We start from the raw sequence: 12562 nt of genomic DNA on the forward strand, positions 1-12562 counted from the left end.
ATATACTGCGCGCCATTCTTCAAGGGAGAGCCGTGTGGCCATCGATATTCACTGGATTCGCGACAACGATAGCCTCGGCCAACACTGTGCCGAATGGCAACATTTGCCATTCATAGCCCTCGACACCGAATTTATGCGGGTCGATACCTTTTACCCGATTGCCGGGCTTATTCAGGTGGGTGACGCAGAGCGGGCCTACTTGATTGACCCGTTGACCATCGACAACTGGCAGCCTTTGGCGGCGCTGCTTGAAAACCCAGCCGTGATCAAAGTGCTACACGCGTGCAGCGAAGACCTCGAAGTCCTGTTGCGGCTGACCGGCAGCTTACCTGCGCCGTTGTTCGATACCCAACTGGCGGCAGCCTACTTGAACCTAGGCTTCTCGATGGGCTATTCGCGACTGGTCAAAGAGGTCCTCGACCTCGACCTGCCTAAAGGCGAAACACGCTCTGACTGGCTGCAACGTCCCTTGTCCGAAACCCAGATCAGCTACGCCGCCGAAGACGCCCAGCATCTCGCTGAAGTGTATGTGCAGCTGCGTCCGCGCTTATCGGATGACAAGTACGCGTGGGTACTAGAGGATGGCGCCGAGCTGGTGGCCAACCTGCGCCGTGAGGTTGACCCTTACGAGATGTATCGCGAGGCTAAACTGGCTTGGAAGCTTTCTCGTCAGCAACTCGCCGTGCTGCGTGAGGTCTGCGCTTGGCGCGAACTTGAGGCCCGTGCTCGCGATTTACCGCGCAATCGTGTGGTGCGTGAGCATGCGCTGTGGCCATTGGCTAAAACCCAGCCAGACAACCTAGTGACGCTGGCGCGTATTGAAGACATGCACCCGCGCACCGTGCGTCAGGACGGCGAGTTTTTGCTCGGCTTGATCAAGCGCGTGAGCAGCTTGGCGCCAGAGCATTGGCCGCCAGCGGTGCCCGAGCCGTTGCCGGTCGAGGCTGCCGCGCTGGTTAAGCGTCTGCGCGCTATTGGCCAGGCCGAGGCCGAGCGCTTGAACATCGCGCCAGAGCTGATGCTGCGCAAGAAAACCCTGGAAGCCTTGCTCAAGAGCGGCTATCCCGAAGGGCCTTATCAATTGCCCGATTCACTGCGCGGCTGGCGTCGTGAATTGATGGGCCAGGCGCTGCTCGATTGCCTGGCTGATGTTGGAGAACCGTCTTGAAACGTATTTGTTCGATCTATCGCAGCACCAAGCGCAACGAAATGTACCTGTATGTGCTCAAGGCCGATGCCTTGGAACGCGTGCCTGAAAACCTACTCAGCGTATTTGGCAAGCCGCAGCACGCCTTTGATCTGGTGTTGACGCCAGAGCGCAAGCTGTCTCGCGAAGACATCAGCAAAGTCTTGGAAAACCTTGAGAATCAGGGCTATCACTTGCAAATGCCGCCTGCCGAAGATGAATACATCGAGCATTTGCCCGAAGAGTTGTTGCGTCGTAACGACCCTATGTAAATGCAGCGCTAAGTGCCCGATTGCGGGCGCTAGCCTCTGACAGTGGTTTTAATAAGGTTAGAAGCATGCACGTCCTGATTGCCGAGCAAGACTACGCGTTGTACGCCCAACTCCTGCAACAAGCAGCCCCTGAACTGAACGTACACACCAGCGGGGATTCGGCGCAATTGGCGACCTTGGCTGCCGACTGCCCGGTCTGGTTGGGCCAGCCAGACTTGCTGGCCACATTGTTGCGTCAAGGGCACAAACCTCAATGGCTGCAATCGACCTGGGCGGGCATCACCCCGTTACTGGCTGATGGCCTTGGCCGTGATTATCGGCTCAGCCGTGCGGTGGGTATTTTTGGTCAGGTCATGGCCGAATACGTGCTGACTTACATGCTCGGCCACGAGCGTGAAGTCATGGCGCGCTTGGTCAGCCAGGTCGAGCGTAAATGGGATAGCCGCACTGGCCAGAGCTTGATTGGGCGCAAGGTGTTGATCGTCGGCGCCGGAGACATTGGCCAGAGCGTGGCGCAGTTCCTGAAACCGTTTGGTGTTGAGCTGTATGCAATCGCCAGCCGCGCGCGTGAGCTGGCACCGTTTACCGAAGTCGCGACGTTGGATGATTTGCCGCGCTTGGTCACGCAGATGGATTACGTCATTAACCTGCTGCCCAACACCCTAGAAACCCACGATTTGTACGATGCCAAACTGTTTGCGCAGTTCAATCCCAACGCGGTTTTCATCAACGCTGGACGCGGCGTGGCGGTAGTGGACGCTGATCTGGTTGAAGCGTTGCGTCTGGGGCACTTGGCGGGGGCCGTTATTGACGTTTGCCGTCAGGAGCCGTTGCCCGCTAAACATCCGTTTTGGACCGCCTGGGGTTTACTGCTGACCGGCCATAGTTCAGCCCCGACCTCACCCTCGATGATGGTGCAACTGTTTATCGACAACCTGCGGGCGTATCAGGCGGGAGAGCCGATACGGGGTGAAGTGGACTTCGAACGCGGGTACTAAACCCCCGACCACTGTAGGAGCTGCTGCAGGCTGCGATCTTTTGACTTTTTAAAAGATCGCAGCCTGCGGCAGCTCCTACAGCTTATCGTTCGCGATTATGGCCTCGCGCCTACGGTTTTTTTACAAACTGAAATCGCCTTCTGCCACGAGTTTGCTCAACGGCTCACGCTGACTTGGGACTTCTTTGGCTTGCAGGTAATCCACCAAGCTTGCCTTGTCGCCCAGCTTGCCAATCGCAACCATGGCCTGAACGGCGTAACCCTCAGGGATTTTCAATTCTTGGCGCGCACGCTCGTAGTCTAGGCCGCTCATGCCGTGGGTGTGCCAGCCGCTCAAGTGCGCTTGCAGGGCGAGGTGACCCCACGCTGCGCCGGTATCGAAGGCGTGGGTAGGCGCTGGTTTTTCTTCTGTGGCGCCTGGAGAGGCATAGGTGGTTTTCGACACAATGACTACCAACGCGGCAGCGTGTTTAGCCCAGCCTTGGTTGAACTCGACCAGCAGGCTCAAGTAACGGTCAAATTCGGGGGTGCCGCGCAAGGCGAACAAAAAACGCCAAGGCTGTGCGTTATAGGCCGACGGTGCCCAGCGGGCGGCTTCGAAAAAGCTCAGCAGGGTCGGTTTGTCGATGCTCGCATCGGTAAACGCACGTGGCGACCAGCGCTGGGTAAATTGCTCATGAATTGGGTGTTCGACAAGGCGGTTAGAAGTGGGCATTCACGTTTCCAGAGTTGATTTGAACTGCTACAAAGCTACTGTTCTGCCTGCAAGCTGACAAGTACTGCTACACCGTCAGTCACAAGCGCTTGGCCCGCGGGAGCTTGGGCACTAGACTGGCGGCCTTTTCCACTCCCTGATGTTGATGCTTGAGCCATGGCCGCAATCGTTAAACCCTTCTGGATCCGCAAAACCCTCGATCAGCTTGATCAAGAGGAATGGGAGTCGCTGTGCGACGGCTGTGGCCTGTGCTGCTTGCAAAAGCTCGAAGATGAAGACGACAACAGCGTCTACTACACGCGCATTGCTTGCAAACTGCTCGACCTTAAAACCTGTCAGTGCACGGATTACCCGAACCGGCGCGACAGCGTCCCGGACTGTATTCAGCTATCGCCCGGCAAGGCCGAATCTTTTAAATGGTTGCCCACCACCTGCGGTTACCGCCTGGTGAGCGAGCGCAAGGACTTACCGCTCTGGCACCACTTGGTATGCGGTGATCCGGACGCTGTGCACCATGAACGCATTTCGCAATCAGGGCGCATGTTGGCCGAAGGCAGCGTGGCAGAAGACGACTGGGAAGATCACCTGATTTTTCGCGCCGGTTAAGTGCCGGAGCGGTGCCAAGGAGTGTGTATGCCGCTGCGTTTGAAATGGCCTTTGGGCATGCTGCTATTGATCGCCAGCGGCCCGTTGTGGGCCGGTAAAAAAGTAGATCTGGATTATCACGTGCAACTGTTGCCTCAGAGCGATCAGGCGCAGGTGCGCGTCACCCTGGCTGACGGCTCTGCGGTACGCAGCTTGGATTTTGATCTGGGCGCCCCCGGCAGTTACAGCGACTTTAAGGTCGACGGTCAGTGGCAGTTAACCTCAGACCCTGAGCATAGCCGTGGCCTGTGGCATCCGGCGCCTGGCAAAGCCAGTCTCAGCTATCGCGTACGCTTGAGTCATCGACTTAAAAATGGCAGTTATGACACCCTCATGACCCCGTCGTGGGCGTTGTTTCGTGGCGAGCAATTAGTACCGCCCGCGAGTCTTGATCAGCAAGACGGCACTGAGCTGATCTCACGGCTTGAGTTTGAACTGCCTAAGGGCTGGAAAAGTATCGAAACTGCGTGGCCACGGATTGGCAAAAACCGCTTTCGTATCGACGATGTTTCACGCTTGTTCGATCGACCTACAGGTTGGATGCTGGCGGGCACGCTGGGTACCCGGCGGACCACGTTAGGTGAAACCGAAGTCACCGTGTCTGCACCAAAAGGGCAGGGCATGCACCGTATGGATGTCATGACCTTATTGACCTTTATGTGGCCACAGGTGCAAGCGGTTTTCCCCCGTAACCCGCCCAAACTGCTAATTGTCGGTGCCGGTAGCCCGATGTGGAAAGGCAGCACGGCAGCCCACAACTCTATTTACCTCTACAGCGGCTTGCCGTTGATCAGCGAGAGCGGCAGCAGCCCGTTATTGCGTGAAGTGGTGCAAGTGTTTAGCGGCATCAAAGCAGAGGCTGGCCATGATTGGCTCAGCGAAGGTTTGAGTGAGTACTACGCCATCGAACTGCTGCGCCGAGCCGGTGGCATGAGCGACGAGCGTTATCAGACTCTGCAGCATCGGCTCAGCGCTGCGGGTAAGGGCGTTACTCGTCTTCGCGCGGCACAAGCCAGCCCGGCAGTGGTGGCGCGTGCAGTCACCTTGCTGCAGGCGCTAGACCGCGAAATCCGCCTGCACACCCATAACAAGCGCTCGCTCGATGACGTGAGCCAAGCGCTGATGCGCGTTGGCAAAGTCAATACCCCGTCGTTTATCCAGCTCAGCGAAAGCGTACTGGGCGGGTCGTCAGAGGTGTTGGATAACCCCTTGCTACGATGATGGCTACTTGTACCTATTAGTTTTGATAGGTATCTAATCAGGCTTATGAGATCGACAATGGCTCCTTTCTATGTATGGAAAGCGTGCAGTCATGGCCATTTGCTCTGTTCAATATCATTATGATCCATTAGATCGTCTGGCGACTTCTACGCAAGCCAGCGAGTCGCCATGCTGGCGCTTCTATCAAAACCAACGCTTGGCCACTGAAGTTCATGTTGATGGCTCCAACAGCGTGTTCCAGCACGCTGACCAACTGTTGGCTCAGCGTATTAATGCGAGTACGCAGTTACTGGCCACCGATTTTCAGCGCTCAGTACTCAGTGCCGATCAGCACACCCGTCAGTGTTACAGCCCCTATGGGCAGCGTTCGATTCTTAGCGGTGCGGGGTCATTGCTGGGCTTTAATGGCGAACGGCCAGATCTGCTGACCGGGCATTATTTGCTGGGCAATGGTTATCGCGCGTACAACCCGGTGCTGATGCGGTTTAACAGCCCGGACAGTGTGAGCCCGTTTGGGGAGGGCGGTATCAATGCCTATGCGTATTGCTCAGACGATCCGTTGAATCGAGAGGACTCGACGGGGAGATCTTGGATACGCAATATCATTAAATTCCTGGACTACATCGGTTGGGACAGGGTTCCCAATCGGGTTCAAGTTCAAGTTCAAGCTCCGGCTCCAACTATTGGCTCGACCGCACTGGATGCGCGGTTCATTTTTCGCGACAGACCTCATCGTTTCCCAAACCCAGTTAGTTCTGAGCCTTTGGTTCCAGGAGGCCCCCCTCCAATAGCCCCATCATCATCAGCTTCGTTTGTTTCAAGCCCACAGGGGCTTAGTGCTACCTCTGAGTCGTTGGAGTCGGGATCTCGCAGTTTTTCAGGATCAACATCCTCACTGGATTCGAATAGCTCCTGGTCCTCGTCAGCATCTTCAGAACAAGCGGTTTCAACCACCTCGGTGCTACGGGTCGCCGGCAGGTACTCAGGTTTGTCTGGAGTGCGTTTTATTCGGGACACTTGAGTTTCAAGTGGTCTTTTCAGTTTTTACACCTTCTTTACGCCCCCGCATCCCTCTCGATCTCGATCCTTTACGCACACCTTGCACACACTCTTCCTACACGCGGCACAGGCCGCTTAGGGAGAGTTGTCATGGGCGTTCTGGATGGGGTTTCCCTGCTGTTAGCAGTGGGGCTGTTTGTTTATCTATTGGTTGCGCTGTTGCGCGCAGATCAAAACTAGGAGCGGGTATGCACAGTCATGACTACGCTCTGATTCTGGCTTTCTTGGTTCTGGTGTTACTGCCCGCACCCTGGTTGGGGCGCTTTTACTACAGGGTGATGGAAGGCCAACGTACGTGGTTGACGCCCGTACTGGGCCCTGTCGAGAACGCGTGCTATCGCCTCGCAGGGGTTGATCCGAGCGGTGAGCAGACTTGGTTCAAGTACATGTTGGCGTTGCTGGCCTTCAACCTCAGCGGCTTTGTGCTGTTGTTCGCGATTGTGTTGTTTCAGCAGTATCTGCCGTTCAACCCGCAACAGTTACCGGGGCAAGAGTGGACCCAAGCATTTAACACCGCCGTGAGTTTTGTCACCAACACCAACTGGCAAAGTTACAGCGGTGAAGCGTCGCTGAGTTATTTCAGCCAAATGGCGGGCCTGACCGTGCAGAACTTTGTCAGCGCCGCGACCGGTTTGGCGGTGTTGGTTGCGTTGTGCCGAGGCATCAGCCGCCGTAGCGCGCACACCGTGGGCAACTTTTGGGCCGACATGACCCGCGCCACGCTGTATGGCCTGTTGCCGTTAAGCCTAGTGCTGGCGCTGTTACTGGTGTGGCAGGGTGTGCCGCAAACCTTGGCGCACTACGCCAATGCCGTGACGATGCAGGGGGTGGATCAAGTCATCCCGTTGGGTCCTGCGGCGAGCCAGATCGCGATTAAGCAATTGGGCACCAATGGCGGCGGCTTCTTCGGTGTGAACTCGGCCCACCCCTTCGAGAACCCCAGTGCGTGGAGCAACCTGTTTGAACTGGCTGCCATCATTCTGATCCCGGTGGCGCTGGTGTTCACCTTCGGCCATTACGTTAAAGATCTGCGTCAAAGTCGGGCGATCATGGCCTGCATGCTGACGCTGTTTTTGATCGGTGGTGGCACCGCGCTGTACGCCGAGTATCAGCCAAACCCGGCGTTGAACAGCCCGCTGGTGCAACAAACGGCCCCGCTGGAAGGCAAAGAAGTACGTTTTGGCACTACCGGCACTGTGCTCTGGACTGAAACCACGACGGCGGCCTCCAACGGTTCGGTAAACGGTATGCATGACAGCCTCAACCCTATGAGTGGGATGGTGGCACTGATCAACATGATGGTCGGTGAAGTGATCTTCGGCGGTGTCGGGGCTGGGCTTTACGGCATGTTGCTCAACGTACTGATCGCGGTGTTCCTGGCGGGCCTAATGATTGGCCGCACGCCTGAATACCTCGGCAAAAAGCTGCAAGCCAAAGAGGTGAAGTTATTGGTTATCACCTTGCTGGTGATGCCGGTGGGCGTCTTGGTCTTGACCGCTCTTGCGACGGCACTGCCCAGCGCGGCGGCCGCCGTCAGCAACCCCGGCCCGCACGGGTTCAGCCAAATGTTGTATGCCTTTACGTCGGCCAGCGCTAACAACGGTTCTGCGTTTGCAGGGCTCAGTGTGAATACGCCGTTTTACAACCTGATTCTGAGCTTGGCGATGTTACTCGGACGCTTCGGGTACATCCTGCCGGTGCTGGCTTTAGCGGGCAGTTTAGCGATGAAAAAAACCGCACCGCTTGACCAAAACACCTTCCCGACCCACGGCCCGTTGTTTGTTGCGCTGCTGATCGTGACCCTTTTGCTGGTGGGCGGCCTGACCTTCTTGCCGACATTGGCGTTGGGCCCAATCGCTGAACAACTGACTTTAGGCTTGTGAGGAGACGATCATGACACTGCCTGCGCCTGTTTCAAGATTGACGCCAACGCCTGACACACAGGCGCCGCAACCCCCCAAAACCGCGTTTGCCGACCTCTGGCGCCCGGCGTTGCGCCAAGCCTTCGTCAAGCTCGACCCACGTCAACTCAAGCGCTCACCGGTGATGCTGGTGGTTGAGCTGACCGCCCTGTTCACCAGCGTGTTGTGCCTGATCCCGGAACCCGCAGTACCGACTGGTGTAGCGCTACAAATCGCCCTGTGGCTGTGGTTTACCGTGTTATTTGCCAACTTTGCCGAAGCGTTGGCTGAGGGCCGGGGCAAGGCCCGCGCTGACAGCCTAAAGGCGGGCAGTGAGGGTTTGAGCGCCCGCCGGTTGAGCCCAGCGGGTAGCTTCGAACTGGTGCCTGCTACGGCGCTGCGCAAGGGCGATGTGGTGCGCGTCGAAGCGGGGGAGATGATCCCCAGCGATGGCGAGGTGATTGAAGGGATTGGCGCCGTTAACGAGGCGGCGATTACCGGCGAATCGGCGCCGGTTATTCGTGAATCGGGCGGTGATCGTTCGGCGGTCACCGGCAACACACGGTTGGTCTCGGACTGGTTGCTGGTGCGTATCAGCACCGACCCCGGCGACTCCACCTTGGACCGCATGATTGCCTTGGTTGAAGGTGCGAAACGGCAGAAAACCCCGAACGAAGTGGCGCTGGATATTCTGTTGATTGGCCTGACCCTGATCTTCTTGATCGTGGTGGTGACGCTGCAACCCTTTGCCTACTTTGCTGGGGGCAGCTTACCGCTGGTGTTTCTGGTGGCGCTGTTAGTCACGCTGATTCCGACCACCATTGGCGGCTTGCTCTCAGCCATCGGGATCGCCGGGATGGACCGCTTGGTGCGCCTTAATGTGATCGCCAAATCAGGGCGGGCGGTTGAGGCGGCAGGTGACGTGCATGTGCTGATGCTCGACAAGACCGGCACCATCACCTTTGGCAACCGCCGCTGCGCCGCCTTATATACGTCGCCGGGTGTGACGGCTAGCGAATTGGCCGAGGGCGCGCTGTACGCCTCACTGGCGGACGAGACGGCCGAAGGTAAGTCCATCGTCGAATTTATTCGCGGTGTGCATACGTTGCCTGAACCTCACGCGTCGGACTTTACCCCGGTGCCGTTCACGGCTGAGACACGTTTGTCCGGGATCGACCATAACGCTCAGGTGTATCGCAAAGGTGCGGTGGATTCTGTGCTGGCGTTTCTCGGCCTTGAGCGCAGCCAAGTGCAACCCGCGCTGTCGCGGGAGATCGAAAAAATCGGGCAAAGTGGTGGCACCCCGTTGCTGGTGTGTGTGCAGGGGCGTTTGCTAGGTGCGGTCCACCTTAAAGACGTGGTGAAGCCGGGGATCCGCGAACGTTTTGCCGAACTGCGCAAACTGGGCATTCGCACCGTCATGGTCACGGGCGATAACCCGTTGACCGCCGCCGCGATTGCCGCCGAAGCGGGGGTGGATGATGTGTTGGCCGAGGCCACGCCAGAGAAAAAATTAGCACGTATTCGTCAGGAGCAAAATGACGGGCGTTTGGTTGCAATGTGCGGCGACGGCGCCAACGACGCGCCTGCGCTGGCTCAAGCGGATGTGGGCATGGCAATGAACGATGGCACCCAAGCGGCTCGTGAGGCGGCCAACATGGTCGACCTCGACAGTGATCCGACCAAACTGTTGGACGTGGTGCAAATCGGTAAAGAACTGTTGGTAACACGCGGAGCATTGACCACCTTCTCCATTGCCAACGACGTGGCCAAGTACTTCGCGATTTTGCCTGCGCTGTTTGCCGCGATCTATCCGCAGTTGGGTGTGCTCAACATCATGCACTTGGCCAGCCCACAGAGCGCGATCCTGTCGGCGATTGTGTTTAACGCTCTGATCATTGTGGTGTTGATCCCGTTAGCGTTGCGCGGGGTGCGGGTACAAGCGGTCAGCGCTGCGCATCTACTGCGGCGCAACCTGTTGATCTATGGCGTAGGCGGGCTGGTGGTGCCGTTTGTTGGCATCAAGCTGATCGACCTGCTGCTCACCGCGTTGCATCTGGTTTAGGCACTTTGCGAGGAATTAATCATGGCTTCTTTATTACGTCCGGCCTTGAGCCTGATGCTGTTGATGACCGTCATTACTGGTGTGGCGTATCCCTTGGCCGTCACCGGGATCGCCCAAGTGGCGTTCCCTGAACAAGCTAACGGCAGCCTGCTGCGTGACAGCGCAGGGCGCGTGCTGGGGTCGAGATTGATTGCGCAACAGTTTACCGGTGACGACTGGTTTCACCCACGGCCTTCAGCCGGGGCGTTTGCCACGGTGTCGAGTGCGGCCAGCAACTTGGCACCGAGCAATCCGGCGTTGGCGGCGCGGGTCAAGGACAGCGCTGCGCAGCTTGCTGTGCCGGGGCAAGGCCCAGTGCCAATGGCCTTGCTCACCACTTCGGGCAGCGGTGTGGACCCGCACTTGCCACCACAGGCAATACGCTATCAACTGGCACGGGTGGCGGCAGCGCGACATTTGCCGATACAAACGGTTGAACAGTTAGTCGAAAAACACATCGAACAACCGTTGGTAGGCCCGCCGGTGGTTAATGTGCTGTTGCTGAATCTAGCGTTGGCGCAGCTTAAATAACCCCCTCGTAGGCGCTGGCGAAGCCTGCGATCTTTGTTTTAACGATCAAAAGATTGCAGCCTTCGGCAGCTCCTACGAAGCAAAAGCAGCGCTGGTTGTGGCCGCTGAAAGATCACAAAGCAAACTGTAGGAGCTGGCGAAGCCTGCGATCCTTTGATTTTGAAACACAATCAAAAGATCGCGAGCGGGCTCGCTCGAGGTTATGCATTCACTAGGAAAATCCCATGAGCCATTGCGGTCGCGCCGATGCGCTGTTAGCTGATTTGCCACGCGCAGGCCAAGGTCGGCTCAAGGTGTTTTTGGGCGCGGCACCGGGCGTGGGCAAGACCTACGCCATGCTGCAAGCCGCCCACACTCAATTGCGCCAAGGAGTGACGCTGGTGGCCGGGGTCGTTCAGACCCATGGCCGCGCCGAGACTGAGGCGCTGCTCAACGGTTTGCCTCAGCGTGCGCTGCTACGCTCTGAATACCGCGGCGTGCACCTTGAAGAAATGGACCTCGACGGCCTGCTGGCGGCCAAGCCCAAGCTAGTACTGGTCGACGAGTTAGCCCATACCAATGCCCCCGGCAGCCGTCATGCCAAGCGCTGGCAAGACGTGCAGGAACTGCTGGCAGCGGGTATCGACGTGTACACCACGGTCAATGTCCAGCATCTCGAAAGCCTAAACGATCAAGTGCGTGGCATCACTGGGGTGCTGGTACGTGAAACCGTGCCTGACTGGATCGTGCAGGAAGCCTATGAGCTGCTGCTGATTGACTTGCCACCGCGAGAGCTTCTAGAGCGTCTGCGCGACGGTAAGGTCTACGTGCCCGAGCAAGCGCGGGCCGCAATTGATGCGTTCTTCTCCCAGACCAACCTCAATGCCTTACGCGAACTGGCGATGCAAACCGCCGCTGTGTACGTCGACGATGAGCTGGACAAAGGCTACCGCCAGCAAGGGCAGTCAGCCCCGGCAGTGCGTGGGCGTTTGCTGGTGGGTATTGATGGTGATGCGCACGCCGAGCGTTTAGTGCGCCACGCCAGCCGGGTTGCGCAGCGACGCCATTTGCCTTGGAGTTTGGTACACGTCGATAACGGCGCGGCACGTGACGAGCAATCACGTCTGCGTCTGCAAAGTGCCCAGCAATTGGCTGAGCGATTAGGCGGCGATGTGGTCGTGCTGCGCGCAGGTGAGGTAGCCAAAACGCTGATTCAGCACGCCAGTGAACGCCGGGCCAGCTTGTTGCTAGTAGGGCAGTCGCGTCTGAGTTGGCGTCGCCGGGTGTTCGGCGGCGGCTTGGCCGCGCGCTTGCTGCGTGATGGGCACGGCTTGGAGATCAACGTGCTTGATCACGAGCCGATGGCCGCGCCCACTGTCAGCCGGGGCAAGCACGCGACCGTCTGGTTTGACTATGCGCTGGCGCTGGTGGCCACGTTGCTGGCCAGCGCCTTGGCGTGGGGTGTTTCTGCGGTGTTGGCGCTGCCCAATATCTCGTTGGTGTTTTTGGCCGCGGTGTTGCTGGTGGCGGTGCGCAGCAGTCTCGGGCCCGCGTTGGCCTGTGCGGCCCTGTCATTTATGGCTTATGACTTTTTGTTTATCCCGCCGAACTTCTCGTTCAGCATCCAGCGCGAAGAGGACGTACTGACGCTGTTGTTCTTCCTGCTGATGGCAGCCCTGACCGGTAACTTGGCGGCGCGTCAACGTCAGCAACTGCAAGCCCTGCGTGACACCCAAGAAGAAACCACGCAGTTGCTCGACTTGTCACGCAGGCTCACCGCCGCAACCGACCGCCAAGCGGTGATCAATGCCGCGGCCCAGCATTTGAGCGGTTGGAAAGAACTCAACCTGTGCCTGCTTAACCGTGATAGCGATGGCGGCTGGACCGTCGAAACTGGCGGGCCCTTGCACTTCAATGAAGCCGAGCGGGCCGCTGCCGCCTGGGCTTGGACC

12 protein-coding genes are annotated in these 12562 nt (G+C 58.1%); 11 read left to right on the forward strand and 1 reads right to left on the reverse strand.

Translation table 11 applies throughout. The features are described from left to right. The first annotated feature begins 34 nt into the window (after nucleotides 1–34). From rnd to AQS70_RS13250, 3 genes are all read left to right on the forward strand, one after another. Entirely contained in the window at nucleotides 35–1168 is a 1134-nt protein-coding gene (gene rnd, locus AQS70_RS13240) for a ribonuclease D (RefSeq protein ID WP_055103227.1), read from the forward strand. Further along, complete coding sequence (locus tag AQS70_RS13245) at nucleotides 1165–1458, forward strand: YcgL domain-containing protein (RefSeq protein ID WP_055103228.1); 294 nt, start codon at nucleotides 1165–1167, stop codon at nucleotides 1456–1458. The genes rnd and AQS70_RS13245 overlap by 4 nt, the downstream gene beginning before the upstream one ends. A 65-nt stretch (nucleotides 1459–1523) precedes the next feature. Further along, nucleotides 1524–2456, forward strand: coding sequence for a D-2-hydroxyacid dehydrogenase (locus tag AQS70_RS13250; RefSeq protein WP_055103229.1), 933 nt, complete (start codon nucleotides 1524–1526; stop codon nucleotides 2454–2456). A 120-nt stretch (nucleotides 2457–2576) separates the two neighbouring features. Here AQS70_RS13250 and AQS70_RS13255 read toward each other — a convergent pair whose 3' ends face one another. After that, the gene (locus tag AQS70_RS13255; protein ID WP_055103230.1) at nucleotides 2577–3170 is read right to left on the reverse strand and encodes a nitroreductase family protein; all 594 of its coding nucleotides are present in this window, start codon (nucleotides 3168–3170) and stop codon (nucleotides 2577–2579) included. Between the two features lie 156 nt (nucleotides 3171–3326). Here AQS70_RS13255 and AQS70_RS13260 point away from each other — a divergent pair, with 156 nt between their 5' ends. The 8 genes from AQS70_RS13260 to AQS70_RS13285 form a co-directional block, all read left to right on the forward strand. Beyond that, complete coding sequence (locus AQS70_RS13260) at nucleotides 3327–3776, forward strand: YcgN family cysteine cluster protein (protein WP_055103231.1); 450 nt, start codon at nucleotides 3327–3329, stop codon at nucleotides 3774–3776. Between the two features lie 27 nt (nucleotides 3777–3803). Continuing rightward, entirely contained in the window at nucleotides 3804–5036 is a 1233-nt protein-coding gene (locus tag AQS70_RS13265; RefSeq protein ID WP_055103232.1) for a hypothetical protein, read from the forward strand. Nucleotides 5037–5127: 91 nt separating this feature from the next. Continuing rightward, nucleotides 5128–6057, forward strand: coding sequence for an RHS repeat-associated core domain-containing protein (locus tag AQS70_RS23315; RefSeq protein ID WP_156355153.1), 930 nt, complete (start codon nucleotides 5128–5130; stop codon nucleotides 6055–6057). Between the two features lie 128 nt (nucleotides 6058–6185). Then, the gene (gene kdpF / locus AQS70_RS23320) at nucleotides 6186–6275 is read left to right on the forward strand and encodes a K(+)-transporting ATPase subunit F (RefSeq protein ID WP_048368646.1); all 90 of its coding nucleotides are present in this window, start codon (nucleotides 6186–6188) and stop codon (nucleotides 6273–6275) included. Between the two features lie 8 nt (nucleotides 6276–6283). Then, the gene (kdpA, locus tag AQS70_RS13270) at nucleotides 6284–7978 is read left to right on the forward strand and encodes a potassium-transporting ATPase subunit KdpA (RefSeq protein ID WP_055103233.1); all 1695 of its coding nucleotides are present in this window, start codon (nucleotides 6284–6286) and stop codon (nucleotides 7976–7978) included. A 10-nt stretch (nucleotides 7979–7988) separates the two neighbouring features. Beyond that, nucleotides 7989–10061: a potassium-transporting ATPase subunit KdpB gene (gene kdpB / locus AQS70_RS13275; protein ID WP_055103234.1), complete on the forward strand. Its 2073-nt coding sequence runs from the start codon at nucleotides 7989–7991 to the stop codon at nucleotides 10059–10061. Between the two features lie 21 nt (nucleotides 10062–10082). Next, the gene (gene kdpC / locus AQS70_RS13280; RefSeq protein WP_055103235.1) at nucleotides 10083–10631 is read left to right on the forward strand and encodes a potassium-transporting ATPase subunit KdpC; all 549 of its coding nucleotides are present in this window, start codon (nucleotides 10083–10085) and stop codon (nucleotides 10629–10631) included. Nucleotides 10632–10855: 224 nt separating this feature from the next. Further along, on the forward strand, nucleotides 10856–12562 hold a 1707-nt coding region (locus tag AQS70_RS13285; RefSeq protein WP_156355156.1), incomplete at its 3' end, for a sensor histidine kinase.

Origin of the sequence: Pseudomonas endophytica, assembly GCF_001411475.1 — a bacterium.
Lineage (GTDB): Bacteria > Pseudomonadota > Gammaproteobacteria > Pseudomonadales > Pseudomonadaceae > Aquipseudomonas > Aquipseudomonas endophytica.